A 26676-nucleotide genomic window follows, 5' to 3' on the forward strand; every position below is an offset into this window, starting at 1 on the left:
GCTCCTTGCCTCCCGCTAGAGATCCAGCACCAGCCGCTCCGATTTCGCGCGCGATACGCAGATCTGCATGACCGTGTTGGACGCCTTCTCGTCGTCGCTGAGAATGACGTCGCGATGATCGGGAACGCCCGCGATCACGCCGCACTGGCAGATGCCGCAATCGCCGCGCTGGCAGTCGTAGAGAACGTCGAGACCCGCAGCCTCCAGCGCCTGGATGATGCTCTGGCCGGCCGCGACGGTGACGACCTGCCCGCTCGACTTGAGCTCGACCTCGAACGGCGCGTCAGGCGCGCGCGGCTGCTCCGCCTTGAAGAGCTCGTAATGGATGTGGTCCGGCGCAATGCTCCTGGCCAGCGCGGCCGCCCTTACCGCCTCGATCATGCCAGCGGGGCCGCAGACGTAGATGTGGCAGCCCGCCGGCGCATCGCCCAGCGCCGCCGCGATATCGAGGCGTGAAGCGTCGTCGTCGTGATGGATGGAGAGGCTGTCCGCGCAGATCTCCTGCAATTGCGGCAGGAACGCCAGCATCCCGCGCGCGCGGCCCGCATAGTGCAGGCGATATGGGTTGCCGCGGGCCTTCAGCTCAGCCGCCATCGACAGGATGGGCGTGACGCCGATGCCGCCGGCAAACAGCAGCGCGGGTGATGCCTCCCCGTGCAGATGAAAATTGTTGACCGGCGCGGTGGCCCTCACGACATCGCCGATCTTCAGCGCGTGCATGAACTGCGAGCCTCCGGTCGAGGCCTGCTCGCGCAGGACGCCAAGCGCCAGACTACCGTCGGAGAGCCCCGGCAAGGCCATTAGCGAATACGGCCGGTCGCCGCCATTCGGGAGTGCGACGCGAACATGCGCGCCCGCCCGCCATTGCGGCGCGACTCCGCCCTCCACGTCAAACACAAGGCTCCGCACCAACGGCGTTTCCGCGGTATACGACCTCACCTTGAAGTTGAGCGGATGCGTGTCCATTCAGGCATCTCACAATTGTATGAATTTGCATATTTTTAGACATATAATAATTGCCTTGTCAATCGTCGAGGCACGCTTGACTTGCAGTCCATGGTGAACAGCCTGTGTACACTCCGCGTGGCCGAGGAAGTCTGCGCTCAAATTAACCGCCGCGACTCCAATTCGGCGCTTCTCGCAGCGCGTCCCGTAGCGCGGAACGTCTGATCACAGTGGGCGTCGTTGGGTTTTTCTTGATCCCCCGGTGCACGCGCCGTCCTCTAGCCAGGAAGAGATCTGCAAACCCGAGTGGCCGCCGGTTGGCATGAAAAACGACTGGTGGTCCATTCAGGACAGAAAGGACCCGAGGATCGAGCGCATGCTCGCCGACTACCGCGCGGCTTACGGCGCGTTCTGCCTGCGCGATTTCAATGCCAGCGGCGCCGATCCGGCCGGCGGCATCGGCGAGTTGCGTGACAACGAGACCCGCCCAATTCCGCGCGCCATGATGGCGTTGCAGGGCCATTTCGAATTTGCGGTGTTCGGCGACGATTACGACACGCCCGATCGTACCGCGATCCGCGACTACATCCACATCATCGACCGAGCCGCAGCGCATGTCGCCGCGTTGAAGCTCCTGGAAGCGGGATATTCCGGCGGCAGCTTCAATCTCGGCACCGGTTCCTGGCACAGGGGGCGCCGCATCCGCTCGGGCTAGCTGATATTTGCTCCGGTGAGGCTTACGTCGCTTGGCTAGCCCCAATAAGGGCTGGTGGAAGAGCAAAGACTTCAGGAGGACCCCTGACGTGCGCAGCCCTGCCCCCGCTCAATCTCCGTATTCGTCCGGAATTCGCAAGATGCTGCTCCTGCCCTAGTTTAAAGCTAGGATTGGCGCCTCGACTGCCGAAAATTTGGGCATCTTGTCTTTCGAGTTCCAAGAGGTTAGCTTTGAACCTATATTCTTCGTTCATTTCCGGTGGCTTGGGATGCGGATCGTCCTCACAATTTTGATTGTTTGGGTCCTGCTCAACATTCTGTTCGTCTTGCTCGTCATTCGCCCGCGCAAGCCGCAGCCGATCGCCGATGCGAAAACGCTCTCGCCAGCCACCATCGAGCGGAGCCGCAGAGAAGCAGAACAGGACGAGCCGCTCCTGCTTCGACACGTCATCGTTTCCGTCGCGATGGGCGCTTTTTTCGTCCTCGCACCGCCGCTCATCGCGCTAGGCGACACGATTATTCGCTTCTTTCGAAAGCCGCCCCGTAACTGAACCCGAGTCCCCTGCTGATCCGCCTTGAGATGTCGGCTCAATAAGCTTCCTGGAACAGCACAGCCGAGGCCGTGCGCGCCATGATCTTGAGATCAAGCCAAATGCTCCAGTTGCCGACGTACCAAACGTCATACTCGACCCGTTTTTCCATCAGGTCGATCGTCGGCGTTTCACCGCGGAATCCGTTTACCTGAGCCCAGCCCGTCAGACCCGGCTTCATGTGATGGCGATAGACATATTTGCTGATGAGCTCGTCATAATAGTTGTCATGAGCAACCGCATGCGGACGCGGCCCCACCAGTGACATATCGCCCCGCAATACGTTCCAGAGCTGGGGCAGTTCATCGATACTCGTCATGCGAAGGAAGCGCCCGATCCTGGTGATCCGCGCATCCCTTCTGGTTGCCTGCCTGACCGTCTCACCATCCTCGCAGACGGTCATCGTGCGAAATTTCCAAATTTCGAACGGCTTGCCATTAAACCCGCGCCGCGACTGCCGGAAAATAATGGCTCCCGGTGAATCCAGCTTGATCAGAACGGCAACGGTCAGCAACAGCGGCGTCAGAAGCACCAGCGCAAACAGCGCCACTCCGACGTCGAGGCAGCGCTTTTGCAACCGTTCGAAGATGCTGAGGGGCGGTCGCTGAATTTCGATCGCGACGGTTCCACTGACCGGAAGAAACGGACGGGCCACGAGATCTGCGATGGGATCGTCTGGCAACAGACGTATCGGTTGCGGCACAGCGCGCAAATACGACCCCAGCTTGCGAAGCAGCGGCAACTCATCCCAATCGATCGCAAGCAGATATTCATCAACATCAGCCGAGCGCGATTGGCGGATGACGTCGCGGATCTGTCGCTCCCAGTGGTCATCTTCGCAATTGATCCCGAGGACAAAATGGCGAACGACATCGAAGCCGTTCCGCCGCAAATCCTTAAAGCGGCTGGAGGTGAAATCGAGCGGCCTCAGACTCAGCAAGATCACCTTGCGATCAACCAGACGACTTCTCGCAAAGCTTGTACCGAACACGGCCTGCCAAACGAAGCGGAGACTCATCAGGCCGGTGCCACCGATGGCAGCGAAGACGATGACAGTCCCTCGGGATAGATTGTCCGTTGACTTCAACAAGAAAGCCACGACGGCCAGAATGGTCAGTGACGTCAACCAGATGAAGAGCGCCTTTCGAAGCTGCCAGGCGAGATCGAGCAGACGGTGCGTAGCATAGACATCCCGAAAATAGGCGACCGTGACAAATACGACTCCGACGAACAACCCGGCTCCTACTGACGGGCCGTCTGCGGGTGAAGCAACTGCCGCACCGTAGAGGGACGCTCCAATCACATAACTCAGCAGGATGAGCAGGAAATCAGCAGCTATGATCACGATCTGAAACGGTCTTTGAAGAGCGCTGCCGCGCGCGGACGACAGCGCAGGCGCGCCTTCATAACCGTAAGTTGCAACAGCCATTCGAACCTCTGCATATCGAGGAAGTGCCTGACGCTCATCGTGATGCTGAAGACTCGCCTCATTCCCGCGAGACAAGGTGTTAAGTGATCGCAGCGACATTGTGGCGTCGCACGCAAAACTTTTGCGATGCAAGAATCAAACGAGTGCACTTTGATGGATTTGCAACTCGGGAAGTATTCGTCACAACGCTGACACACCAATGCGCTCGTTGCCGCATTTCCAATCAAGTTCCGCTTCGAAATTGATCTCGAGCAGATGCGTGGATGCGCATCGGACAGCAGTGCTCGCGGACGCGTCGATCAGTTACGAGAACTACAATGGATTGCCATCTAAAGATGTATCGCAAAAGAAGACGTGGGCAAGCATTTCCGCCATAGATCCCGCTCCAGCGTTGCAGCCGGCGCAGACCTTGCCGCATTGTTGCGGGCGGGATGAAGAGCCAATCAAAAGCACGAAATGATCTTGCCGGTGGAACAGCCGGCAGGTTCGATGCTGTTCCCATCAGGAACGTCGCCGTGATCGGAGTCTACTTGACGAAAGAATCTGTGATGATCGTATTTCAGCTGCGGTGAATGCCTAAGTCAGCCCTGACGAATTGGCGGTTTGCTCGCGGACTAGAACGAAGACGCGCATCTGCCGAACCAACAGATGGCCCACACGTCAGAAAGCGCGGCATCACCCGCAACCCGCCCTCAAGGGAGGCGCGGTGACCGCTCCGCGCGGAGATACCAAATCAAGACGCCTTAGTTCGCCAAGCGGCCCCGCACCGCGATTTCGAAGTTGGACATACAGGCTTCGAGGCTCCGACTTGGGCTTTCATACAAATTCCTTGCCAGATCACGAAGACGCATATGGGAGCGTCCTTCGATTTCATCGAGATCGGACGCAATATTTTCCAGCGCCTGCTGAAGGCGCCGCAGATCGGAAAGGTGAAATTCTGCTCGGCCCATAAGTTGCCCCACGCGAAGACTCGGCGAGGGATCGAGTCTCAATGGTCTGGAGGGGCTCGACATCCGGTGGAAGCGGGACCGCGAAGGGCCGCACCTTCGATCTCGATATGTCGTTGCCCAAACCGACCCCCTCGCGGAGTAGGATAAAAAGTCGATTTAAATAATTGTCAATGTTCTCGATTTTTTAATCCCGGTCAACAGCGAATTAATACGGGACTCATTATATGCGCCAAGGGTGGTCTGGATATACGCCAAGGGTGGTCCGGCCCGAACATCGTTGCTCTGCCCCTCGCGGTCCGCCCCTGCAAGCATGCCGATATCGAGCGAGCCGGCCATAGAGCCGCCTCCGGGAGGCAGGACCTCCTCTCGGCTCAGTCTCACAATTGCACTGAGCAGCGAAGACCGCCGTTTACTGACGCCAATGTCACGGTCACCATCCGGTTCTTCCGGACCGCGAATTCGCAGAGTTTTCGGCTTGTCTCACCGCGTCTGACCTGCAGACTGCCCGTGCCGGTCGGATGCTGGATGATGAGGCTGCTGCGCGCGCCGAAATCGAGCGTCGTTGCATTGAGGATCAGCGTGTCGCCGACGGCCAAGCTGGCAAAGCTCTTCTTCACCTCGACGAAGCCCGTTTCCTCGCGCCAGCCACACCCAGCCAATCCCACCGCGAGCGCAACCAAGACGGCTCGAGCTAGCTTCGGCGTCATGACTCCGGCGGAGTGAGGCTTCGGATGAAGAGCTTCAATCCTTCCGAGGCGCCCCGCACGTCACCGGCGAGATTCCGCACCACCCTGACCATCTCGTCAGCGTTCTCGACCTCCAGCACCTCGGCAGCATAGTCGCCCCGGGTCTGCACGGTTTTCAGAAGCTGCGCAAACTCGCCGCTGGCCTTAGCCAGATCGTCCGTCGCCTTCACCATGTCGGCAACGTTCTGATCCCAGCGCTTTTGCAGGGCCTGCCGTTCGGACGGCGTGAACTTGGTGTCGTTGCGCATCTGCTCCTGCTTGGAGCGAGCATATCCCAGCGCGCGGGCACCGAGCTTCGCAATCTCGCCATTGTCCGCGACCAGCCCCAGCGTCTGAGAGATCAGGGCCTGAAGCTCCTCGACCTGCTGTTTCGCTGCGTCGGGCTTCGACAGGGATTCGATCGTTTTCGCCTTTTCCTCAATCCTCGCGTTTACCCCTTCGAGGCTCTTGCGGACATCGCCCAGCTGGCTGCGAAAATCATTGAGCGGGGTGGACGGGGCGGTAGCGGACGCCGGGGACGACGGTCCGTTCTCTGCGGCGCGCACCGGGGTTGTCGCGACCATAGCAGTGCAAAGCAAAGCGGCGCAGATGGCCCCGCCCAAGAACGAGCTCAACTGTCTGGGGGTGAACAAATCGGTCATCGCAAACCTCCAGGATCGTTGCCAAGAATCGTTGCCAAGACTAATTGAGTGTCGACCGGCTCGACCAGCCGGCGCTGATCATCCATGCCAATCGCAGCGCATTACCACCAAAAGTAGGGAAATACCCGATACTTCAGCCGCGGATTACCGTAGTAGCCGGGGCCATCATACGGGCCGTAGAAATTGCCGTCCCCATAGACCCAGCGCGCGACCGGCTTGCGAACCGGGGGACGGTAGCAGCGCCCGCCCTCGTCGCAGATCACTTTGACTTGCTCGACCGCCAGACTGGAATGAGGCACGGTGGTCTGAGCCTGAAGCGGCGCCGCGGAGGCCCCTCCTGCCAGCATCATCGAAAGACCGGCGATTGCTCCAGCCAGTTTCAGCATTGTCGCGCCCCTCTGATCCGCCCGATTCAAATTCCACAGAGGTTAACAGTCTTAATGGTCCCTTATCCGCAGGACAAGGCCACAAAGGCCTGCCTGTTGCCCCCCGGCTCTCGCCGAACCGCCGTTGCGATCAATCGGTCTGCGGCAATCCTTGCGATATCGAACCCAAAAGCCTGGTTATGAGCTGATTAGCAACTCACCGGAGCTCAACTTCGGCGCGGGACTAGCGCGGTTGACGATAAGATCTCTTAAAGAGTATGGCGGCGACGAGGGAGCGGCCAGCCAAGGCAACGGAAGCTTCGACAAATAGATGAAAAGCTTAATTTTTTCTGACAAGCGGTTTGCGGCCTGAAAATGCTGATGAAATACCGCAGCAATTCAGCAACACGCCTTGGAAAACGAATATACTTGAAGGCGTTGCAGCAACCAGACATCGCATTCCGGGTTCCGCCAGAACAGCGGCTCCGCTAATCTGGCTGATAGATTCATCCGCCGTTGGGGGCCATGGTTTTTTGGGGTGCGGGGCGTCTGGGACGACATAAGCTGCGGGCTGCCTTGGGCGGCCTGGCGCTTTCGCTCGCCCTGACATGTCCGGCAGCCGCACAGACAACGGATTCGGATCGCCCGCTTGATGGCGAAGCGTACGTCGCAGCGGAAGACGCGTACAAATCCTTTGACAAGGGGGACTACCAAGCCGCCGCAAACCGAGCCGCGGAGTCGATTGCGTTGCGGCCCGACATCGTGCGTCTGCGATTGCTGCTGATCGACGCGCTGATTGCCGCCGGAAACCTTACTGGCGCGCAGCAGGCGACGGCCGCGGCACTAGCAACATTCTCCGCAAACCAGGAACTGGAGTCCCGACAAGCCAGCATTCGCCAGCGACTTGCGCAACAGCCGGCTGGCGAGGGCTATAAGGCGCTGGAACGGGGTGACGCCAAGGCGGCCATACGTGCTGCTCGCAAGGCCGTGGAGTACGAGCCGGACGTGATGTCCTATCGCCTGCTCTTGCTCGCGGCCCAACTCGCCGACAATAGTCTTGCAGGTGCCGCCGAGACCGCATCGGAGGCGATCAAGCTCGATCCCGGCAACTACGTGCCGGTGGTCTGGCGGGCCTATATCTACCAGAAGCTCGGCAAGCGCGCGCAAGCCATTGTCGACTTTGATGCGGCGCTCGCTCTCCCGAATCTCACCGATAGAGAGATGAAGACCATTCGTCTGATTGCGGCGGATGCGGCGCTTGCATCAGGCGACTTCGCCGCCGCACAAAAGCTCGTGGCTGGATACCCCCGTAGCGATCCGCAGGTCATCGTCCGTCTCGCCGATGCGGAGGCAGCTGCGGCCGGTACCGGGACCTTGAGGGGCGACGGAAAGAATATGCCAGCGCCGTTGCAGGATTGCCGCACGACCGCGAGCGGGACCGTCTGCAGCCTTCAGGCACCGCTAGTTCAGAGCATCGTCACACCGATCGACAAAGTCGCGGAGAGCAACAAGGCCGGCGATAGAGCCTATCGGGCTGCCCGCAACAAAGACTACGTTGTCGCAATCCGCGAGGCCCGAACGGCGATCGAGGATAATCCGGGCGAGCTGGCGAATCATCTTCTGCTCATGAACGTGCTTTCGGCGGCCGGACGGTCGGCAGAGGTCGAAGCTGAAGCGACTCGGCTGATCGATACCGGCTCAGCAACGCCCGAGGTGTACGCCCAGCGCGGCTATGCGAGAAAGCTGCTTCATGAAGACCGAAAAGCGATGTCCGACTGGGAAATCGCCTTACAAAAGGGACTTTCGCGCGATCAGGCACGAGGCGTCGGCCTCGCCCTTGCGGATGCGGCGTTGGCAGCCAAGATGCCTGCCCGAGCGTTGCGCGCTCTCGATCGACTGCCAGGGAGCTATGAAACCGCTATTCGGCGAGCTTATGCCCTGCAAGCGCTTGGACGCAAGGAGCCATCGCTGGCCGCCTTCAAGACCGCCGAACGATTGGCGCCAGCCGAGCAGCAGCGCGACGATGCTCTGCGCGCCCAGATCAATCTTATGGTCGATCTCGGACACAAAACCGAGGCTCGCGCAAAGTTTGACGAGGCGATAGCGCGTGGCCGGCTAAGAACCATCCGAGACGCCGATGTCGCTTATCTGGCTGCAGCGGTCGGCAATGACGAGGTGGCACTCCGCTTGTTCGATCGCGCGGCATCCATAGGGCAATTGCCGCCGCGCGCGACGATCGACGCGGGATATACCGCAATGCGTCGCTTCGAGAATGCCAAAGCGATCGCATATCTGAAACAAGGGATCGATGCCAGGGCGGACTCTCGGATCGATCTCGACGACCAGAAGCTGTTCGAGACGAGGAGAACGGTTGCGGATCTGTCGCGTGAGTGGGGAGTCAATAGCTCGATCACCTATGGCAAGGTTGGCTCTGCACCGAACCCGTTTCTCACACTCAACAATGTTCCGAGCAACTACACGTCGCAGCTCGGCACCGAGCTTTATTACCGGCCCGAATGGGGCAATCGAAACGGGGCAGTCTTCGATCTCTTCGGCAGGTTGTTTGAAACGCTCTACGATCAGGGCGGCGGTCCAACCGGCTGGCGGACGACCCAAGGAATGGTCGGCGCTCGCTGGAAGCCTTTTTCGGACCACAACCTGGTCTTCGAGGCAGACAAGCTGTTTGCCGTTGGAGATGCGGCCCGCGCCGATACATTACTGAGAGCACTGTATTCGTACACGGTCGGCACGGATCTGCGCGTGCTGGATAGTCATTGGCCGACCTGGTACGTCTACACCGAGGTCGATCGCTTTCTTGAGCACAAGCAGTTCGTCTGGTTGTTCGAAGGTCGATTTGGCCACAGCTTCCGGCTCGATCCGATCAGCAGCAACTTGGTACTGTTCCCGCATGCGGTCGTTGCCGCCAGCTATGACGACTCATTCGCAAAGCCCCAAGCCTATTCGGCTGGCGTTGGCGCATCGCTTCGCTATTGGTTCGGCGAGACAAAGTACCTCGCACCGCCATCTTATCTTGAGCTGACATTGCAGTATCGATTTCGGCTGGCCGGCGAAGGACGAGCCCAAGGTATCTTCGCGCAAACTTCGTTGAACTATTAATCGCGCAACGCGCCAATCAGCCTGCCCACTCGGACGGCCTCACCGCATCGTCCTGATGGGGCAACAGGTGCGTTTTCCGTTTCGGCCAGGCAAACTCCTTGTCTGCACGCAAACCAAGTATCTTGACTAGTTCAGGAACTTTCAATGCCTTCCTGCTCTTTCCTCATACCGACGCCTCGAGCGATCCAGCATCGCAGCCACAACTAGAAAAGGCCGCCCAAGGCGGCCCAGTCCAGCGGCTGATCGCTCTAAGCAATTCGCGAAGTTCAGGACGTTACGAGATCCGCCGTCAAATCGCGGCGGCGGCGGTGGGCCATAAAGCCCGTTCCAGCAAACCCAGCGATCAGCATCATCCACGTCGACGGTTCTGGAACAGCGGCCGCGAAGGCAACCTCGCTCAACATGATCCATGGCTCCTTGTTGACGTCATATGCGCTGTTCTTGAAATCGTTCACGTCATCAAGGAAGCAACCGTTCGCGTCACAACCCTTTTTGGCCACATGGTTGTTGTAGTAGTTCGTGCCATCTTGCAGAAGCGGTGCCCGGTCCAGCGTGAGACTGAAAGCATAATCAGAGGAAATCGGCGTAGCGAACGTGAGCGTTACAACGTCCATGTTGGTGTAGACGTTGTTCTGATAAGTGGCCACGATTGTCGAATAAATAGGGGTCAACGTCGTTTTGCCGAGTGTAAGAAGCACGTCGACCGCGCTGGGGGTTCCCACTAAGCCCAGCCAGCCGTTGCTGCCCGCATACGAACTCGCGACGTAAAGTGAAACCGAACTCACGGATTGCCCTGACGCTAGGTGGAAAACGATCGTAGGATCCTGATACTTCCAGCCAACATATTGATCGTGAGAGATCGAGAAATTCTTGTCTGCGATCACGCCATCGGTCAGCTTGCCGGTCCCACCGGTCAGGATGGACTCCTTGGCCGCTCCATTAGAGGGCACCACAAGTGACGAACCATTCTGATTAGGATTACCGGAACCATTGTAGGTCGTGTCAAAATAATTGTACCCACCGTTTTGCGTAATCCCGTTGCCGTTGTTCATGTCATAGCTCGTCACCGCGACGGTGGCGGCCAAGGCGGCGGTCGATCCGAGACAGACAAAAGACGCAGCAATCAGCAAAGACGAACGCAATGACATTCCAGACTCCCAATGCGGCATTTGCGAATTAAATCATATGCCGCGCATTATAATTACCAAAGGATTATCTCGGCTGCAACAGGAGGACCCACATTATCGGTTCCCCCTGCTCGCGCCCGAAGGAGGTCGCTCCTGGCCTCTGGACCTCTCCAACCCTATTCTGCGACACCTTCAAGTTGCGCCTGAGGGGTGCCGGCGTTCGAGATCGCACGCCTGCGGGGCCCTGCGGTCTGGCCTCAGCGGCTTCTCGTCGCCAATAGTAAGAGCCCACAAAGACAGCCTCCGGCAAAGCCGACCAAGTCTTCGGGGTCGAAATAATTCATGAGTGTCCAGGCAATGTGCATTCGAACATTATAGCGCCCCGCACCCAGCCCCTAAAGGAGGTTGGTCTCGCATTTGCCACCTCATGGTGAACACAACTGGTGCCCCATGTGACTGTTGGGGACTAGTTCTCCCTGCCGGTTCTATCCGCCCGGAAGGCGAGAACAGGTGGCTCAGGCAGAACTCCGCGTTCAGCGCTCATCGAGGCCGGTAGGCCATAGCGGCCCCGAAGAGGCGCGCGCGAAAGCGCCGGTAGTTTTCGCAGCGAGGGCTTGTTGAGCCGGGGACATTGTCATAAGCGACCACCTCGGCCCAAAGGTGGCTGCACGCTCTGCGAAACATTTAACGCGCTCAAAAAAGCAGTTCAAATCAAACGATTGACTCCAAATTATATTCAATATTAAATGGAAATATTAAAATGTTAATGCGTGAGGCCCGTGATGATCAAGACGTGTGTTGCCACAGCCATGCTTCTGCTCGTTCTAGCCACAGCTGCGAAAGCAGACGTCGTCTACCCGAACCCCGGCACCGAAAACCCGACTACATACACTTTCACCTCGACCTCGAACGGGTCGCTGGTCGCATATTTTTATGGTTCAGGCGCCTCCTTTAGCGAGAGCCTGGGCCTGCTCGTCAACGGCCAGGATAGAGGTGCTGCTTTAGACAATCATAGCAGTACGTACGGACAGGCGCATGATTTCGGCAACGTCAGCGTCGGCGACACACTGGTGTTCTACATCGACGTCAAGACGACCGGTTACACCTACTACTCCGACATCAAGATGAATTCCGATGGCGTGAACCACGTCTACTCGACGGCCTTCAAGCGCGATGGGAATATCCCCGCCGGCACCTATGTCGGCTTCGAAGATCTCAGCCTGCATCAGACAGGTTGGAGTGACAATAATTACACCGACGAACAATTTGTCTTCACGATCACCGCGGTGCCTGAGCCTTCCACGTGGGCGATGATGATTCTCGGTTTCTCCGGCGTCAGCTTCCTCACATATCGGCGCCGTAATTCGGCGATGCGCGTCGCCTAATTTCGCTCCCGAATGCTGACAAAAGGACCGTGCTTGGCGGCTTCTTCTCGTTTTGATATTGAGATTTTTTTTGAAGAGCGCGCTCTGATCGGCAGTAACATTGATAATTAGGGCTAAGGAAGAACCGCGATTGAATTATTTGGCTGCAAGAGCATAGCGTCTCCCATTGTTATTTCGCTGGAGAGAGACACATGCTGGCTGGATATTTCATGACGATGCTCGTTGCATTTGGTTTCTCAAGGCCAGAGCGTCGACCAAAAAATAACAACCTCAAACTCACACGAATCGAGCATCGCGAACTGCAAACCTGGATCTAGCTCCAGGGTTTGGTCTGCCCATTGGCCGCGCCTATCGCGAACACGAGCATATCGCTGCGACATCTCGATCTCTGCTAACTCTACTAGTCCGGCGGCGCTTATGGCAATTCGTGCGTCCTGCCAAAAATGTATCCACGCGGGACGACGTAGTATCGCCGTCTGCGTCGATTGCCGAGGCAATCGGCGGCGGCTTCGCGACCAATGCCTGACTCGCGCGACCTTAGCTCAAATCCAACATTGCTTGCTGAAGCCATGCGCGGTGACGAAGCGGCCGCATTGGAACCGACCGCTCAAAACTGCTTCCCGATATCAGTTGGCGCTCGGGATCTACCTGCAGGCCGTCCAGATAGCGAGAGTGAGCCCGTCCGGCTATGACAACCGCAACCAATACAGAGGCGACGATCAGGAACCAACTCACCGAATATTCCTTCGCATGCCCCAGAAGCAAACTACCCCACACTCCTTTCGTTCCCACCTATATTGGCCAGGTGCGCGTCGACCGACAGCGCAACATCGTGTCCATCAGCGATCAGCGTACGCTTGTCAATACTGCGCAAATTAAGCAACGATTACAGTCGAGGCCAGCCTTTCTATCTATAAGCGCTATCCCATAGTGATTTTTGATTTTGGCTAGGTGGACTTCGATGGCCAACCTTACAGCCGTGTACGACGCGGTGCATCTCGATCCGATAAGGCGAAGGAAGGGCATCGACCGATCGGGACACGACCAGCCATCACAAGAAACGGGTTTGCAATTGACCCCGTTCACTCGCTTTTTGCCCCCATGATCGATGAGAGTGGTGACGTCAATCTCACGCCGCCCCGAGCTTTTTCGGGCCTAGCCGAAATTGGCGCACCATCCCGGGCCCCCAGCGGCATGGTCGAAAACCTAGAGGCGTCCGTGGTGGATCAACAGTCCTACGACTGGACCGAACACCGAAGCGACGCGCTCTCCGCCGTCAGCGTCACGGTCACCACGCGAGTCTTCCGAACCGCAAATTCGCAGAGCTTTCGACTTGTCTCGCCGTGCTTGAGCTGAATGCTGCCAGTGCCGGTGGGCTGTTGCACCACAAGACTGGTGCGGGTACCGAGATCTAACGTTCGAAACAACCGACAGCTCCACGATAGAACTCTGCAAAGAAAGTTTCCTACCTCTCAATGCTGCGATCGGATCCCCGCCGGTGCGACCTGATTCACCCTACCCACAGCTCGAGAGCAAGGAGCGCCCCGGCTGCCCTTCACTCTTCGCGGATCTTATGCGCCAAAGACCTACGCGATTCCCGCGGTAATTGCCCAGAGCCACGCAACCATCCCGACCACGAGCGACGTAACGTAAAGCGAACGCATTTTCAAATCCTTAGTGACGATCGAGGCGCCAAGTGCCCGCCTCGAGGACACGCTGCCTTAGCCGCAAGATTTCAAGATACCGCTCGGCAATGGTTTCGCCGACCGGAGGCCGCTTTGGCATCCGCTTGGCGTTCTTCAATCCACCGGACTTCCGTCGCTTCGGAAATGCATCTTTCATGAAAATCTCCAAGTCCAATAATTAAGAAGCAAAACGCGTACCAAGGCATTGAAACATGACTTACCGAAGCAATGTTGGTCACGCAGCCGTACAGCGTGGTTCGATCAAAGTCCCTTGGGCCCGTTCAACACGAAAAAATTCCAAGCCAAGCAATAGACCACCCACTCCTCGTCGGGAACGTAGCGCACGAAAATTCGGGGACGCGCGTGATGAGATTCCTGGTGGGGTATTATCGCGAAGCCTAACGCCGTGGCGGAGTTTTCGTCAATTCGATTCTGGCGAACGGCATAACATGCGCGTTGGATATGAATGACCGTTTATGAAGATGAACAGGTCTGGCGAACGCTGATCGCGCGAGTGCTGAAAAAAGGCCCGGGCGTGACGTCCGACCGCTACGAAAGTTTAGTCCTGCCATATGCGCGTGACCGCGCACGCCTGTCGCTTCAGAACATCTTGTTCGACGCATCTATCTGCATTCGCTCGATGCCAAGGATCCGATCACCGGACACGTCTTTGACGTGACGTCGAACCCGCCTCCGGTTGCCGGCGCGGTGCCTGAACCTTCCCCTTGGGCCATGATGCTACTGGGCTTTACCGGCCTCGGTTTCATGACCATCGCCTCAAGCGGGCTATGGCGACCATGACGGAGCACCGGAGCCAGCCCGGATAGCACGCCTTGGCTCGGCCCAGACAGCAATTCTCACTGACGGGTGGTCCGCCAAGCATGGGCCTCGAGCAATTGCTGCCTTAGCCGCAATACTTCAAAATATTGCTCCGCGATATTTTGGGGAGTCGCAGCCTTCTTAGGAGTCTGCTTCGATTTCCTTGCCTCGCGCAGCTTGCGTGCCTTCGGCAAAACTTCTTTCATGAAAATCCCCCGCCCCAAAAACCAGCAGACTGGATCCAAGCAGATCGATTGTCCGCTTGTGTCCCCTGCGTTGGTCAGAGGCTCACGCAAAGGAGTTCGATCAAGGTTCCGTGACGCGCCTTCGCGCAGCGAACTGCAAAAAGTGTCCAGCATCGACAATTATATCCTCGCAACATGACACCCAGCTAAAAACAGGGGACTGTGGTTGCCACGCAGCTCCACGACATTTCGAGCAAAAATCTGGAGAGAGCCGGCGACAGAGCGCAGCGCGCGTCGGCCAATGGTAGCATATCGCTTCATAACATCCTGTTCGACGATCCCTCGGCCACCAAATTCGATCTAAAGGTCACCTTCACCTCGCCCACTGGACCCGGCTCGAGCGTGTTCACGGCAGACTTCGTCGGTCTGATTTCTTGGGCCTCGGCTACGTCGAGATCGACTTTGGCGGACCCCAGACTATGAAATACGACGGCGGCTCGTTCAAACTGGCGATCGATGACATCTATCTGTTCTCGCTCGATGCCAAGGATCCGATCACTGGGCACGTCTTTGACGTGAAACCAGCCCCGGGGTCGCCGCGGTGCCTGAGCCGTCCACCTGGGTGATGATGCTCCTGGGCTTCGGCGGGCTGGGCTTCATGACTTATCGCCGCAAGCGGACTGTCGCGGCCGTGCGGGCCTGAACGAGGGCCTTGATCGCCGCGTAACATCTGGCAGACCGCCCCCAGGACAAGCCTTCCTGAAAGCCCGAACCCCGGCTCGGATCTCACCCCCGAACCAGGTTTTTCATTGGGGCGAGAGCAAGGCTCCAACGCCATGTCCGATCGCAACGTCTCAGGGAAACAAGCTCCCACCTTGGGGGCGCTTCGACGGACAAAACTCCGCGCAATATGACGTCCTCACGAGCTCGATGCCTTGACGCCAATGAGCCCGAGTCGTATTTGCGATTGCGGTTCGGCCACTTCAGCGGGTGCTTATCACGTCGATGCTTGGTGGTCATAGGCCAAGCGCTCCGTACGCCGCTCCCGCCGAGCAGCGGTCGCGCGTCCAGGCTGCGCCCCAACCGGCAGAAATTGTGTCAAACAGGTCGTGCATGACAGTCGCAGCGGAGGCCGCCTGCGCGGAATGTCATCAAGCTCCGACTACCGAGTCTCTCTCAGCGAACCGAGCTGCCGAAATTTCCACGCCAAATTGCGAAGCCCAACACGGCAAGAGCTCCCGCGCAATTCGCCAGCAAGCAGCCGGACGAAGGAAAACAGTTGAGGCATGAACCAATGACTTCCAATGCAAAATGCTCTCTTGGGCCGCTTTGCTGGCCGTATACACGAAATGAAGGCCGCCATTGCTGGCGGCCTTTCGGTATTCATCAATTGAACGGCATCAGGCGAGACGGAAAGAGGCGCCAGCCGACTTGCGATAGCCCAGAAAGCCGAGGCCCAGGAAGCCGACGATCATCATCGCCCAAGTGGCCGGCTCGGGGACCGCCGCAACCGTCACGTTGTCGAACTCGAATGCAGCTTTGCCCGAGAAGAAATCGATGCTCGTAATATAATCCGAGGCATAGATGTTGACGTACGACGTACCGCCCGGCCCCTGATTTCCGTTCGCAGGATTCAGGAGCGGTTGAGTCGACGAGTCGATGACCTCAGTACCGCCGTTGGCCAGATGAAGCGTGATCGCGTTGTAGTTGTCGACCGAGCCCCAGAGCAGGCCAAGATAGTTGGAGTTGCCCGCCAAGGTGAGGGTCGCGGTCTGCGGGGTGATAAATGAGCCAACGGTGTAGTAGCTGGTCGAATCGCCGTTCGGCGCGGCGTACTGACCGCTCGACGAGCCCGACACGACGTTGCCGGCAGAAATAGCCGCAAAGCTCGTATCGAAATTATAGGTCGTTCCGTAGAACGAAGTGAGGCCCGAACCGTCGCCTGCGGCAACACCACCCAAGGTGACCACCGCGGCGTTCGCGCCTGTGGAAAGCAATAATCCTGCTCCGGCGATTAGGCCTAGCAGCCCGCTCCTTCGCGTCATGATAGATACTCCTGATGGGCTTGCCGGAAATCGGCAAGAAAGGCTCGATAGACAAAACGTCACTTGGGCATGCCACTCTTCGGCAATGCAAACACGCTAAGCCTGACGGTACATTTAGTCAATTCAATATTTTAAATAAAAGTAAGTTTCTATTAAATATGCGAGCCAGCCAGTGAGCGACGCCGTCCAGCACGACATTTATATCGGCTAGAGGCGCCACCTAGGGCAGCGGACTGACTCAGAGCGTCAAACTGGATAGGCCAGCTTTACGCTCCCTAGTTGTCGATCCTGATGGCACATGCCCTCGAACAGACTGGCCAAGCGAATTTGGCGAAACTAGAAATGAACGCGCGGGAGGGTCTGACTACCCTGTCCGACGAGCAACGGGCGGCAAGGAGCTTAGCGAGGAGCGGCAGGGAATAGACGAACAGCTGGTCCGAGGAAGCCAATTCCAAGAAACCCGAGCAGCATCATCGCCCAGGTTGACACCTCGGGGACGGAGCTCACGGCGACAAATTTGAGCGTTCCAGCATCGCCAGGGCAATAAAGATCCCCCGCAGAGCAGTCGGAGGGAGACCCCGGCCCCTCAGGCAACCACGTCGCCAAGAAGGGCGTGGGGAAGTAGTAAAAGCTGCCGTAGTTATCCCCGCCGAAGGAAAACAAAATCCCGTTTTCAGTAAATTGCTGGGACGCCGCATCGAAGAGATTGTCGAAGTTGAAGCCGTTGGTATTGCCGAGAACCGGATAAAACGGAGAGCTCCCCGTGACGAGGCCAGTGATCGGCTTCGACTCGCCGCCGACTATGACATCTCCCTTTATCGACTGCAGCTGACCACCCGACGATTCATAGGTGAATAGGCCCATAACGCTGTAGACCGAACCGGTAAAGGTGAAGCTTTCGGTCAAGACCGCGGCGCGGGCTGGCATGATCATGAGCGTGACGCCGACAATCGCAGCCCCGAAAAGCGTGACAATCTTCACTGTTTCGTCCTTCTTTGAAAAATTAAGAATATCATTCCAGTTGAGTAGCGCACATGCGCCACACAAACGATTTTGACGCGAAGGAAAGCTCTCGCGCACCATACTCTCTGAACTGTTGGGCTACCGAATCGAACGCTACTGATTCGTCACTCAGACTATATCCGAATCGAAAGCGGCGCGCGCTCGCCAATTTGCCCTGGCGGGGCGACAATTGGGCTCATTTGCAAGAGGCGTTGCCGGCGTCAGGACGCCGACTTGAACTTATCCATGCTCAAGCAAATCGTTGCCGCGAAACGATTTTGACGATCATCCGCAAGATCCAAGATCGGCATCCTGGTCAGCCCAGCCAGGGCTTTGACTACCGGCGCCGCTTCGGCGCTGACGGGCATGGCAAGATCCGAGTTACGCTCAACGATTTCCTCTGCGGCATTAAGCGCCGCCAGCAGGACGCGCGTAATCGAGTCTGGCATTTGATTGGACATGTTCTTCGGAGCCTCTCAGCCGGCATGCCCACTTACCACTGAGTTCCCCGCGTATGAAGCGGCGGTTCCCGCTCATCGCGAAATTTCTGTGCGGAGTGACTTCTCTGCCGCAAAGGCCAGCCCGGAGACGTCGGATATGGGCACTGACGGAGCCGGCGCGACCGCGCCGAATCGTTTTGAATTTGTCAGCTTGGCGTCAAAAATCGACAGATTTCGGCAGGCTGCCGAATAAGCGAGCAAGTCGGATGCAGTAATAGTTCGGTAAACCATTAAATTGAGCAATTAAATAATTCTCTGCGACCGCGCCGGCCCGAGGATGTTCGACCTAATCGGGTCTGCTACGATCGGTGCGTATCCATTCAGAGGAGCCGCGCCGGGCAAGATGACGCAGGAGATGAAACCGTCGCAGGATCTGCCTCGCAACGAATGGAATCTGCGAGGCAGGTAGGATGTCGCGGCCAAACTTAAGCCAGGCCAATGTCAGCGCGGCGGCCAACGCCGAGAGATTTAAAATGGCCAGTGCGGCTGGGAGTAGCGCCCCAGCCAGCAAGGCATAGGCGCCTCCGAGAACCGCAACACCTCCTGCGATAGCCATGAGAAGCGATAGCGGCGGCACGAGTAAATCGAGTGCGAGCACCAAAGCATCGAAATTGCGCGTCGCGATCGACGACACCAATAGCCGCGGGACGTAGCTCACGATCATTGCCAAGTGTCCCTCGATCCAACGCTGCCGCTGGCTTTCAGCACCTCGCTCCGTGGTTGCAAACTCACTCGTTATCCGGACTGTTGGCAGGAAGCGGGCTGGGGTACCGGTCAAAACCAAGTCCAAGCCTAACTTTAAATCCTCGACAATATGGCCGCTCGCAAGTGGCGCAGACTTAATCACCTCCCAGGGAAACATCATCCCTGTGCCCATCAACTGCACCGGCCTGCCGAAATGATTGAGCCCCAGCGGTCTGACCCAGTTCTTCAGCCGCCAGGCGAACTCCGCGACACACTGGTTGACCTGAAATCCCTCGGCGCTGGTCATGAGATAGAGCGCCTGAATGGGCTCGCCTGTTCGCGCGCAATAATTGAGCGTCTTGGCGAGGAAACCCTGTTGCAGCCGACAATCCGCATCCACGAACAGAACGAATTCAGGCGGATCGTCCTTCAAATGTGCGATCGCCCAGGCCATCGCGTAGCCCTTGCCGCGCCGGTCCGGCTCGTTGCGCGGAAGCACATGCGCGCCGTGAGCCGCTGAAACTGGCCCCGTATCATCGCAGCAATTGTCGGCCACCACGATCATACGATCGCACTCTCTGAGCTGCGAGGCGACGTCCTGAAGGGTGGGAATGATTCCGATGGACTCATTATGTGCGGGCACTACGACTGCGACCCGACCGGCGGATACTCGGTCATCCCCGGCAGACGACGCACCTGCCCAAAGCGAACCGAAGACCTCGGTCAAGAGCACAAGCGTTGGAATCAAAACCAGGCTGGTAATGACGACGATCAAAAAAAACATGGAATCATCTCACGTCTAGAAACTCGACCGCGCCACCCGGCTGGTCATCAGAAAATATACCAACGACGAGCCGCCCCGTCTTCCAGGCCAGACCGTCCAGGTTGGTTCTTCCCCTGAACACGAGCGGAGCTTTTTCATCCGCGTGATGGCCGTGAACGACATGGCGGCGGCCGTGCCCTGAATCGGCTCCCTTAGGATATCTCTTCCAGAGCAGAGTTCGATCGCTTTGCTGATTGAGTGGGATCCTCGGATCCACCCCGGCGTGCACGAAAACCCGATGCAAATCCGTGTGCATCAACGGAAGCTGGTCGATCCACTGCAAATGATAATCCGGAATGATCCGCTGAAGCGGGACCTCCACACGATATTCAATGCCATAGGAAGCCAACGTCTCGCCGCCCCCTTTCTCGACCCACCACTCGGCCTCGACGAAATTGTTGCAAGCCTCCCACATCATGGCTTCGTGGTTTCCCTTCAAGGCGACGAGCTGCAAATTGGGAAACGACCACTGGATCAGGAATTCGATCACGCCGCAAGCGTTGGGTCCTCGATCGACGTAATCGCCAAGGGTGACAACGCGCGCAGTCTGATTGCCGGCGTGCTCAAGAACACGCGACAACGCTTGCTCGAGCAGATCGAGCCGCCCGTGAAGGTCGGGTATGGCATAAGTCAGACTCATGAGCAGGCCTCAAGAGGAGCGCACAGATCTGCACCGCCACCGACCTTCTTGAAGACAGCACCCAAATGATGTCGGCACCGGCTCCACTTTTTGAAAGTGGTCACCCTCCTCCGCAGCTCTCTTGGACAAACGTTGCTCAAGATCTGCTGCGAGGGCGTTTCACGCTGCGGCCAACTTGCCTCGGGATCTCATGACGAGGCTGCGGACAATCCCGAGAAGACCATCAAAGGCGAACAATAGAAGAAGCGCCACGACAAACAGGCTAATTCCCGTCAGGTCATGCACAATGCCCTCGATCAGATCAGGGCCGCCATAATAGGCCATCAGGACCAACGCAAAGACGCGGAAGAAATTAGCGAGAATCGTAATGGGAATGATTGCCAACAGAAGCAGGAAACCGCGCAGCTTTTCCCTCCATCGGAAGGCATAGACATAAAACACACCGATCGCCGACAGGGCAAAGATCGAATTCATGCCCGAACAAGCATCCTTGACCAGGAGTTGGTAGGACCCGATCATGATCATGACACCGTTCTGCGCCACCGGGAAACCCGCAGCATACAGAACTCGGGTCACTGTGTCGGAAATGAATACTTTCAACGGGACCGTCATCGAGTCGACGATCCAATCCGGCATTGGCACCGCAAAGACCAGGAAACTGAGCGGAAAGGCCAGCGCCCGGAGTGCGGGCCATCCGGCACAAATCAGAACCGATCCCATGATCACAGGCAGAATCGACCCCATCTCAACAGTGAGTAGCCCTTGTTGCAACCGCGACAGGTACAGAAGCACCAGCCCAAGGGCCAAGACGATCCATCCCATGACAGGCGCGGGTGCGACCTTAGCGCGCATCAGACGCTCGCGCGATTGCCAAACCAGCCAGAGCGTCGCTGCGATGATCAGGGGCCCGTGGCCTTCCTGCTCCGTCTGCCATGGGCCATTGATCAAGCCGCGGATCGTTGGGGTGTAGGCGCCAAGTATGGCAACCGCTATCAAAGCAGGTCCTAGAAGCGAGGCAGACAGACCGGTTCCAATCGATTTGCGGATATGGATATCAGTCATCAATTCGGACTCTGTGATTTAAATATCGATTCCAGTTCGTGCCGGAAAGTATCATTACCTGCCCACGCCAACAATCGACTATCTTTTGATCGCCAGCACGGCAAATAGTATTCCCGCAAGGATCAACCCCGCCGCGAGAATAAAATACCCGGCATTGCCGACCTGATTGGCGACGGCAAACACGATGCCGGCCAACATGAGGTGCATGAGCGTCCGCATCTCGCGGTCCGAAAATTGAAAGAATGCGAGCACCAGTCCGACAAAACTCGTGACGGTGACGATGTCAAATAAGGTTGCCATGTTCCATACACTATACAAAAGGGAATGGCTTCAGCGAGGAGCTCTTAGACGATCTACTGTGACTTGGCCTCACCCTGCTTCATGAGGTCAGCGTAGTCGCCCTCATATTTGGCCTCGAGTTTCGCCGAATAGGCTGCAAGGCCTAGTTCTGCTGTGAGGGCGTCCGCCCGCATCATCTGTCGCGCCAGGTTGATCGCGGCATCTCCTTCAATCGGACGAGGTTCCTCGGCCCTGACCTTAAAGAAGAGCCCGTTCGTGCCAACCCTGGTAAAGAAGATATCGTCGTCCTTTCGCTTCTGAATCAGGCCGACAAGCTCCTCAGGAAGGTCGCTGCTCGACAAGACGCCCAACTGACGACCATGCGGAATTCCACTTGAAGTCAATTGCTGCAGCAATTCCTCGAGCGATTTTGCGTCCTTGTTCGCGTTGACGAAAGTCTGCGTCGCGGGCGTGAGCGGCATGACGATTTCGTCCACGCTGTAGAGCTTGCGATCAGCGAACTTCCAGGTGTTCTTCGCAATATAGCGGTCGATGTCAGCTTTGGTTGACGCCTTGGCCGATGCGGCGCGGTTGAGCATCGCGTTACCTAGGACCTGCTCCCGCACGCGCAATAGATCCAGCAGAACTCCTGGTTCGCGGTCCAATTTCGCGGTCATCGCCTGCTGCAGCAAATACTTCCGAACAACGATCTCGCCGAGAACCCGTTTCACGGTCTCCGGATCTTTCTGTTTGGCCGGAGCGATACCAGCCAGCCTGAACTCGTTATCGAGTTCCTGCGTCGTGATGACCTCGTTGCCAATACGCGCGACAACTTGTCCTTTTGCCGCAGTCGCTTGATCGCCGCTCCGCTGACCGCACGCGGCCAGGGCGAGACCGGACGCAGTCAGGAAGAGAGCCAGACTCCAAGTGCGCATATTACCAAATCTTTTCACCCGACGCTCCGTGCTTTTATTCAGCGAATACAATCGGCAAGCCATACTGAACTTGGTCGATCGGAAATGTGACCGCATGAATAGTCAATAATTGGCTATTGCCGAGCCGTCGAGACAGCAGGTCACCCCAAGCCGAAAACCCGATATTTAGATTAATTAGGAAATGCTGGACTGGAAGGCCGCTCGTGACGGATTGTGAGGAAGTCCAGTGCCATTGCCCTCTTTATTTAATCCCGCAGGACAGCTAACAATTGGCCGAACAGGAACCATACCATGAAGTCCAGCCGGGTTGGAGTTGTTCTCGCGGCGGTTGCAATTGCCGGCACCGCGATTGCTGCCGAGGTCTTTGCACCGCGGCAGTTGATGGCTCGTACGACGGCATCCCAAAGCCTCGAAACTGTCATTCCCCAACAGTTTGGAACCTGGAAGCTTGTCCCCGAGATCAGCCCGGTGAAGCCCGTTGATCCTGAAGCCTATGTCCAGCCACCGGATCCTCTCTCCGCGAAGGTTTACAGCCAGGAAGTGGCGCGCGGCTATACGGATAGCGCCGGTCATATTGTCATGCTGCTCGTTGCCTACGGCCCTGTGCAGAATTACAAGCTCAAGGCGCACCGGCCCGAAATCTGCTACACGGCCAACGGATTTCGCGTGTCTGAAAAAACTAGCTCCAATCTGGACTATCCCGGGGGCTCTCTGATGACTACGAGACTGATCGCGGAACGAGAGTCGCGGTTCGAATCCATCACCTATTGGATGAAAATCGGGGACGACGTCTCCAACGGGGTCGTCGATAATCAGATCAGTCGGCTGAAATACGGTCTGCGCGGTATCCTTCCGGACGGCGCCCTATTCAGGGTCTCGACCATCGGTCTTCCCAAAGACGCTTCGTTCAAGCTGCAAGATCAATTCATCAAGGACTTGCTGGTGGCTCTGCCTTCCCAGGAGAGAGGCTTCTTCCTAGGAAGTTCCTAATTAGTCATGGATGACGATGCGCCCGGCAGAGCGGAGTGGGGAAGCGAACCAATCATGCTTCGGGCGCCGGAGAACGCCGAGGATTCTCATCCACGTCGCAGCCTGCATAGCGATGCAAGTGGCGGGGATCGGAGCCGCCGTCGCACAGGCGCTCGAAGATACCCTGCTCGCTTATGCCGTGAATATTCATCAGACGCCCATGCAGACATGGGGACCGGGCTACGGAATTTATCTCGGAAAGGGCTATTTCCTGACTGCCGCCCACGTGGCCGGACGAACCTGGTTGACGCGGCCCAAAGTCACGATTGCGGGTCGTGAGTATCCGACCCGGGTCGTCAAGGAAGGCCAACTCGAGGGGACCGACCTGACCTTGCTCGCCGTGGAGGAGAATCTGTTGCCGATGCGGTTAAGGCTCAGGCGCATGCGCCTCTGTGACGGTCCGCCTCGGCCGGGTCAGGAAGTCGTTACCGTTGTGCCTGAAGCCGTCGTTCCGTCCCGTATCATCGCCCCTGAGCGCATTCCCGCGGGAGCACGGCGATTCAGCACTGCGATTGTTGATGTTGCCAAGACCGGCAATTCGGGCTCAGGTGTCTTCGACGCGAAGCGGAAGTGCCTACTCGGCATCATGAGTCGCAAGATTAGTCAGAAGCGGTCCAATCCGGTGACCCGAAAAGAAGAGACGTACGACGTTGCGAAGTACTTCGTATCGGCCGCGGAGATCTCAGCTTTCGTTCCTCCCGGAACGTTCGATATTCGGTAAGCCCCCGCTTGGTCAATGATCAAGCCGAATTGGTCTCGGTCCCTAATAATATCCGTAATAAGTATCGATCTTTTCAGACGCCTTGTTGACGACGACACGCACAACGGGAACACGTTCGAGATGCTTCTGACATTCCTTGATGTCGGCCACGGACGAGCTTCCCACGCCGGTTACTAGCAGGACCGCATCCATGCGCGGCAGGATCGAGATCACGTCATCGCCGAGCAGCATGGGAGGCAAATCGAATATCACGGTATGAGAACGAAATTCCCGTTTGATCGCCTGAAGCAACGCCGTCATGGTCTGTGAGGCCATCCACTCCGACGAACCGGAAGCTGGTGCCGAGCCTGGCAACGAGAACAAGCTGTTCGGTCCGACTCCCGCCCTGATGACCGCCGAGGAAATCGGCACCTGTCCATCGAGTACACTGAGAACGCCGCCGCTACGTGGCAATCCAAGATAGTTCGCGACCATAGGCTTGCGCAAATCGAGGTCCACGATGAGCGCCGACCGTTCAGGAAGCCTTGCGATGCTCATCGCGAGATTGCACGCAGTCACGGTTTTTCCGCATCCTGCAGTGGGCGAAGTGACAGCCAGAAACTGCCAGTTCTTCTTGTCCATCTCCTGCAACACCTGCGTGCGCAGCATATCGTAGTAGCGGCCGCTTTCGCTACCGGTCGCGAAAGCCACGATACGATTGGCCTCGAGATGATCCGCATCGAGCCGGACTTCTCGTACCGAGACTGGCTCGCGCTGCCCCCCGGCGATCGGCGTCGATCCGCCGATGAGCTCTTGCTGTACCAGACTGTCACCGGAGCGCGCCAGCTCCACGGCCTGCTTGATCGAGTCCATGGAAACCTCTCGGATTAGCGGAACAGGCCTGCCCGCGCCTTCGCGAGCATGAGATCGAGCGGTGGCATGAAGAAGTAGGCGCCCCCAAGAAGCGTTATCACAGCCACGACGGCCAGCACGACCACGGCGATCCTGCGACGCTTCTGTCGGCGCAGCTCACCCCTCGTTGCGATATATGGGATCGGAACGATGAGACGATTATCGACGATCGTAAACAACTCGCTGCTGCGTCGGATCGCCTTGTCGGTCAGTTCGAGAACAAGGGTCAGGCCCGCGCCAACACCAAACGCCAGCGCCAGCGTAAAGACCAACAGCTTTGGCCGATGCGGCTTGATCGGCTCCTGAGGCGCGGTCGGCTGCTCGATGACCTCAAGCTTTTCGGACTGTTGATCTTTTTCGAGGTTTTCGCCCAGCCTTGCGGCCATCAGCTTGCCCATGGCCGCTTCGAGATTTTTTTGCAAGCTATCCTGTTGAGCTACAAGAGCGTCGAGGCTCGCTGCTGCCGCGGCATCATTTCCAGTTGAAGTCTGAGCCGGCCCCTGAGCTACGCTTTCCATCGCCTGGATCTGACGCTTCAGCGACTGAATCATCGGATGCTTATCGGAATAGAGCGCACCCTTCTGAATCAGTTCCGCCTTCAATTGAGCTAGCGTGCTCGTCGGCTGATCCTGGCCGGATGTCGTCGCCGGTTTGCCCTGGGCAATCCGAAGCTGGGCGATCTTCGCATCGAGCGTCGCATTCTCGGTCTGCAGCCGCTGAACTTCGCGGGACAAAAAACGCGATGTGTCTGTCGCACGGCTCGTCCGATCGCGAAGATCCTCGTTTAGAATTCGAGTCATCAACTCGTTGGCAACACGAGCTGCGACAGCAGGATCACCGTACTCAAATCCAACCGAGAAGACGATCGTCGGATTTTCGGCCCTGGTCCGCTGCTTGAAATCGAGGATGGGATCGACCGGCGTGATCTTGGTCGATTTCTTCATCAACTCGACCAACTCGGTCACCGACATGAGCGTGCGCTTTTCGGGAAAAAGCTGGAACTTGTCGGCGATCGCGATGAGGTTGTCCCGCGTCATCGTGCGTTGTTGAATGACCTGGATTCGCTCCTGCGCCGCGCTGGTGACGGTCGGCCGCACAAGTTCGGTGGGAATCTGCTGCGACTGGACGAGAATCTTGCCCTCGGAAAGATAAGTCGGGGGCCAGATCAACACCGCAGCGGTTCCGGCAACGGCAATCAGGACGAACGGCAGGACAAAGAAGGGCCAGCGCCGTTTCATGATATCCAGATAATAGGAAGGCCGCAGCAGATGAGACCGATCCTGCTCGACCTGACCGTCGAAACTGTCTTCAAAATCAATCTTTTGCAGCATGCGTTTTCTGAAACCTGGTTGGTGCGACCTGCAAAG

The 26676-nt window shown here is 57.6% G+C and carries 26 protein-coding genes and 3 pseudogenes; 10 read left to right on the top strand and 19 right to left on the bottom strand.

What is annotated here, in order from left to right; all coding sequences use genetic code 11:
• Positions 1 to 15: 15 nt before the first annotated feature.
• Positions 16 to 966, bottom strand: a complete 951-nt coding sequence (locus YUA_RS0135375) for a PDR/VanB family oxidoreductase (RefSeq protein ID WP_027534911.1) — start codon at positions 964 to 966, stop codon at positions 16 to 18.
• Between the two features lie 346 nt (positions 967 to 1312).
• On the opposite strand from YUA_RS0135375, the pseudogene YUA_RS0135380 reads away from it, so the two are divergent.
• A pseudogene (locus tag YUA_RS0135380) lies at positions 1313 to 1648 on the top strand (NAD-dependent epimerase/dehydratase family protein); the annotation flags it as partial.
• Positions 1649 to 1928: 280 nt separating this feature from the next.
• Positions 1929 to 2210, top strand: coding sequence for a hypothetical protein (locus YUA_RS0135385; protein WP_027534913.1), 282 nt, complete (start codon positions 1929 to 1931; stop codon positions 2208 to 2210).
• Positions 2211 to 2247: 37 nt separating this feature from the next.
• On the opposite strand, the gene YUA_RS0135390 is transcribed toward YUA_RS0135385, so the two are convergent.
• The 5 genes from YUA_RS0135390 to YUA_RS46035 form a co-directional block, all read right to left on the bottom strand.
• Complete coding sequence (locus tag YUA_RS0135390) at positions 2248 to 3678, bottom strand: undecaprenyl-phosphate glucose phosphotransferase (protein ID WP_027534914.1); 1431 nt, start codon at positions 3676 to 3678, stop codon at positions 2248 to 2250.
• 1106 nt (positions 3679 to 4784) lie between these two features.
• Positions 4785 to 4964, bottom strand: a complete 180-nt coding sequence (locus YUA_RS50545; protein WP_156947488.1) for a hypothetical protein — start codon at positions 4962 to 4964, stop codon at positions 4785 to 4787.
• Positions 4965 to 5005: 41 nt separating this feature from the next.
• Positions 5006 to 5308: a hypothetical protein gene (locus tag YUA_RS0135395; protein WP_156947490.1), complete on the bottom strand. Its 303-nt coding sequence runs from the start codon at positions 5306 to 5308 to the stop codon at positions 5006 to 5008.
• A 23-nt stretch (positions 5309 to 5331) separates the two neighbouring features.
• Complete coding sequence (locus tag YUA_RS0135400) at positions 5332 to 6015, bottom strand: hypothetical protein (protein ID WP_156947491.1); 684 nt, start codon at positions 6013 to 6015, stop codon at positions 5332 to 5334.
• Positions 6016 to 6116: 101 nt separating this feature from the next.
• Entirely contained in the window at positions 6117 to 6401 is a 285-nt protein-coding gene (locus tag YUA_RS46035; protein ID WP_051383551.1) for a hypothetical protein, read from the bottom strand.
• Between the two features lie 555 nt (positions 6402 to 6956).
• Between YUA_RS46035 and YUA_RS0135410 the strand changes: the two genes are divergently transcribed.
• Positions 6957 to 9497, top strand: coding sequence for a bacteriophage N4 adsorption protein A (locus YUA_RS0135410; protein WP_027534917.1), 2541 nt, complete (start codon positions 6957 to 6959; stop codon positions 9495 to 9497).
• Between the two features lie 266 nt (positions 9498 to 9763).
• On the opposite strand, the gene YUA_RS51340 is transcribed toward YUA_RS0135410, so the two are convergent.
• Positions 9764 to 10645, bottom strand: coding sequence for a PEP-CTERM sorting domain-containing protein (locus YUA_RS51340; protein ID WP_051383552.1), 882 nt, complete (start codon positions 10643 to 10645; stop codon positions 9764 to 9766).
• A 1256-nt stretch (positions 10646 to 11901) separates the two neighbouring features.
• Between YUA_RS51340 and YUA_RS52845 the strand changes: the two are divergent.
• Positions 11902 to 12009 (top strand): annotated as a pseudogene (locus YUA_RS52845) (PEPxxWA-CTERM sorting domain-containing protein); the annotation flags it as partial.
• A 1674-nt stretch (positions 12010 to 13683) separates the two neighbouring features.
• Here the strand turns inward: YUA_RS52845 and YUA_RS50555 are convergent.
• Positions 13684 to 13851, bottom strand: a complete 168-nt coding sequence (locus YUA_RS50555) for a hypothetical protein (RefSeq protein WP_156947493.1) — start codon at positions 13849 to 13851, stop codon at positions 13684 to 13686.
• 309 nt (positions 13852 to 14160) lie between these two features.
• Between YUA_RS50555 and YUA_RS50560 the strand changes: the two genes are divergently transcribed.
• Together YUA_RS50560 and YUA_RS52850 are read left to right on the top strand one after the other, a co-directional pair.
• On the top strand, positions 14161 to 14373 hold the full coding sequence (locus YUA_RS50560; RefSeq protein ID WP_156947495.1) for a hypothetical protein: 213 nt from the start codon (positions 14161 to 14163) through the stop codon (positions 14371 to 14373).
• Positions 14374 to 14402: 29 nt separating this feature from the next.
• Positions 14403 to 14495 (top strand): hypothetical protein, encoded by a 93-nt coding sequence (locus YUA_RS52850; protein ID WP_371259935.1) that lies wholly within the window; start codon positions 14403 to 14405, stop codon positions 14493 to 14495.
• Between the two features lie 56 nt (positions 14496 to 14551).
• Here the strand turns inward: YUA_RS52850 and YUA_RS50565 are convergent, their stop codons facing one another.
• Positions 14552 to 14719 (bottom strand): hypothetical protein, encoded by a 168-nt coding sequence (locus YUA_RS50565; protein ID WP_156947497.1) that lies wholly within the window; start codon positions 14717 to 14719, stop codon positions 14552 to 14554.
• A gap of 458 nt (positions 14720 to 15177) precedes the next feature.
• Between YUA_RS50565 and YUA_RS51345 the strand changes: the two genes are divergently transcribed.
• Together YUA_RS51345 and YUA_RS52855 are read left to right on the top strand one after the other, a co-directional pair.
• The gene (locus YUA_RS51345) at positions 15178 to 15324 is read left to right on the top strand and encodes a hypothetical protein (RefSeq protein ID WP_198029565.1); all 147 of its coding nucleotides are present in this window, start codon (positions 15178 to 15180) and stop codon (positions 15322 to 15324) included.
• Positions 15291 to 15401: pseudogene (locus YUA_RS52855) on the top strand (PEPxxWA-CTERM sorting domain-containing protein); the annotation flags it as partial. The gene YUA_RS51345 and the pseudogene YUA_RS52855, both read left to right, overlap by 34 nt.
• Positions 15402 to 16098: 697 nt before the next feature.
• Here the strand turns inward: YUA_RS52855 and YUA_RS0135450 are convergent.
• The 8 genes from YUA_RS0135450 to YUA_RS0135490 form a co-directional block, all read right to left on the bottom strand.
• On the bottom strand, positions 16099 to 16743 hold the full coding sequence (locus YUA_RS0135450) for a PEP-CTERM sorting domain-containing protein (protein WP_156947501.1): 645 nt from the start codon (positions 16741 to 16743) through the stop codon (positions 16099 to 16101).
• Between the two features lie 399 nt (positions 16744 to 17142).
• Entirely contained in the window at positions 17143 to 17826 is a 684-nt protein-coding gene (locus YUA_RS0135455) for a hypothetical protein (RefSeq protein ID WP_156947503.1), read from the bottom strand.
• A 140-nt stretch (positions 17827 to 17966) separates the two neighbouring features.
• A complete protein-coding gene (locus YUA_RS0135460) occupies positions 17967 to 18206 on the bottom strand; it encodes a hypothetical protein (RefSeq protein WP_035972563.1) in 240 nt (79 codons plus the stop codon).
• A gap of 325 nt (positions 18207 to 18531) precedes the next feature.
• Positions 18532 to 19713 (bottom strand): glycosyltransferase family 2 protein, encoded by a 1182-nt coding sequence (locus YUA_RS0135470; RefSeq protein WP_027534925.1) that lies wholly within the window; start codon positions 19711 to 19713, stop codon positions 18532 to 18534.
• A 4-nt stretch (positions 19714 to 19717) separates the two neighbouring features.
• Positions 19718 to 20392 (bottom strand): metallophosphoesterase, encoded by a 675-nt coding sequence (locus YUA_RS0135475; RefSeq protein WP_027534926.1) that lies wholly within the window; start codon positions 20390 to 20392, stop codon positions 19718 to 19720.
• A 159-nt stretch (positions 20393 to 20551) separates the two neighbouring features.
• The gene (gene xrt, locus YUA_RS0135480; RefSeq protein ID WP_084293083.1) at positions 20552 to 21454 is read right to left on the bottom strand and encodes an exosortase; all 903 of its coding nucleotides are present in this window, start codon (positions 21452 to 21454) and stop codon (positions 20552 to 20554) included.
• A gap of 78 nt (positions 21455 to 21532) precedes the next feature.
• A complete protein-coding gene (locus tag YUA_RS0135485) occupies positions 21533 to 21754 on the bottom strand; it encodes an XrtV sorting system accessory protein (protein ID WP_027534928.1) in 222 nt (73 codons plus the stop codon).
• A 53-nt stretch (positions 21755 to 21807) separates the two neighbouring features.
• Positions 21808 to 22686, bottom strand: a complete 879-nt coding sequence (locus tag YUA_RS0135490) for a hypothetical protein (RefSeq protein WP_156947505.1) — start codon at positions 22684 to 22686, stop codon at positions 21808 to 21810.
• 273 nt (positions 22687 to 22959) lie between these two features.
• On the opposite strand from YUA_RS0135490, the gene epsI reads away from it, so the two are divergent.
• Both epsI and YUA_RS0135500 read left to right on the top strand, forming a co-directional pair.
• Positions 22960 to 23658 carry an exosortase-associated protein EpsI, V-type gene (gene epsI, locus YUA_RS0135495; RefSeq protein ID WP_027534930.1) on the top strand — a complete coding sequence of 233 codons (699 nt, stop codon included), beginning with the start codon at positions 22960 to 22962 and terminating at the stop codon, positions 23656 to 23658.
• Between the two features lie 118 nt (positions 23659 to 23776).
• Positions 23777 to 24418: a trypsin-like peptidase domain-containing protein gene (locus tag YUA_RS0135500; protein ID WP_245285343.1), complete on the top strand. Its 642-nt coding sequence runs from the start codon at positions 23777 to 23779 to the stop codon at positions 24416 to 24418.
• A gap of 42 nt (positions 24419 to 24460) precedes the next feature.
• On the opposite strand, the gene YUA_RS0135505 is transcribed toward YUA_RS0135500, so the two are convergent.
• Both YUA_RS0135505 and YUA_RS0135510 read right to left on the bottom strand, forming a co-directional pair.
• Entirely contained in the window at positions 24461 to 25270 is an 810-nt protein-coding gene (locus YUA_RS0135505; RefSeq protein WP_027534932.1) for a CpsD/CapB family tyrosine-protein kinase, read from the bottom strand.
• Between the two features lie 14 nt (positions 25271 to 25284).
• Positions 25285 to 26640, bottom strand: a complete 1356-nt coding sequence (locus YUA_RS0135510) for a sugar transporter (RefSeq protein WP_027534933.1) — start codon at positions 26638 to 26640, stop codon at positions 25285 to 25287.
• Positions 26641 to 26676: the final 36 nt, after the last annotated feature.

The organism is Bradyrhizobium sp. WSM3983 (assembly GCF_000473045.1).
Classification (GTDB): domain Bacteria; phylum Pseudomonadota; class Alphaproteobacteria; order Rhizobiales; family Xanthobacteraceae; genus Bradyrhizobium.

Coding starts and splice junctions, on each gene's coding strand:
- YUA_RS0135510 (WP_027534933.1), bottom strand. CDS start 26,640: ATGCTGCAAAAGATTGATTTTGAAGACAGTTTCGACGGTCAGGTCGAG.
- YUA_RS0135385 (WP_027534913.1), top strand. CDS start 1,929: ATGCGGATCGTCCTCACAATTTTGATTGTTTGGGTCCTGCTCAACATT.
- YUA_RS0135470 (WP_027534925.1), bottom strand. CDS start 19,713: ATGTTTTTTTTGATCGTCGTCATTACCAGCCTGGTTTTGATTCCAACG.
- YUA_RS0135390 (WP_027534914.1), bottom strand. CDS start 3,678: ATGGCTGTTGCAACTTACGGTTATGAAGGCGCGCCTGCGCTGTCGTCC.
- YUA_RS0135460 (WP_035972563.1), bottom strand. CDS start 18,206: ATGTCCAATCAAATGCCAGACTCGATTACGCGCGTCCTGCTGGCGGCG.
- YUA_RS50560 (WP_156947495.1), top strand. CDS start 14,161: ATGACCGTTTATGAAGATGAACAGGTCTGGCGAACGCTGATCGCGCGA.
- xrt (WP_084293083.1), bottom strand. CDS start 21,454: ATGACTGATATCCATATCCGCAAATCGATTGGAACCGGTCTGTCTGCC.
- YUA_RS0135400 (WP_156947491.1), bottom strand. CDS start 6,015: ATGACCGATTTGTTCACCCCCAGACAGTTGAGCTCGTTCTTGGGCGGG.
- YUA_RS50565 (WP_156947497.1), bottom strand. CDS start 14,719: ATGAAAGAAGTTTTGCCGAAGGCACGCAAGCTGCGCGAGGCAAGGAAA.
- YUA_RS50555 (WP_156947493.1), bottom strand. CDS start 13,851: ATGAAAGATGCATTTCCGAAGCGACGGAAGTCCGGTGGATTGAAGAAC.
- YUA_RS46035 (WP_051383551.1), bottom strand. CDS start 6,401: ATGCTGAAACTGGCTGGAGCAATCGCCGGTCTTTCGATGATGCTGGCA.
- YUA_RS0135505 (WP_027534932.1), bottom strand. CDS start 25,270: ATGGACTCGATCAAGCAGGCCGTGGAGCTGGCGCGCTCCGGTGACAGT.
- YUA_RS0135475 (WP_027534926.1), bottom strand. CDS start 20,392: ATGAGTCTGACTTATGCCATACCCGACCTTCACGGGCGGCTCGATCTG.
- YUA_RS51345 (WP_198029565.1), top strand. CDS start 15,178: ATGAAATACGACGGCGGCTCGTTCAAACTGGCGATCGATGACATCTAT.
- YUA_RS51340 (WP_051383552.1), bottom strand. CDS start 10,645: ATGTCATTGCGTTCGTCTTTGCTGATTGCTGCGTCTTTTGTCTGTCTC.
- YUA_RS50545 (WP_156947488.1), bottom strand. CDS start 4,964: ATGGCCGGCTCGCTCGATATCGGCATGCTTGCAGGGGCGGACCGCGAG.
- YUA_RS0135455 (WP_156947503.1), bottom strand. CDS start 17,826: ATGGTGCGCGAGAGCTTTCCTTCGCGTCAAAATCGTTTGTGTGGCGCA.
- YUA_RS0135450 (WP_156947501.1), bottom strand. CDS start 16,743: ATGACGCGAAGGAGCGGGCTGCTAGGCCTAATCGCCGGAGCAGGATTA.
- YUA_RS0135485 (WP_027534928.1), bottom strand. CDS start 21,754: ATGGCAACCTTATTTGACATCGTCACCGTCACGAGTTTTGTCGGACTG.
- epsI (WP_027534930.1), top strand. CDS start 22,960: ATGAAGTCCAGCCGGGTTGGAGTTGTTCTCGCGGCGGTTGCAATTGCC.
- YUA_RS0135375 (WP_027534911.1), bottom strand. CDS start 966: ATGGACACGCATCCGCTCAACTTCAAGGTGAGGTCGTATACCGCGGAA.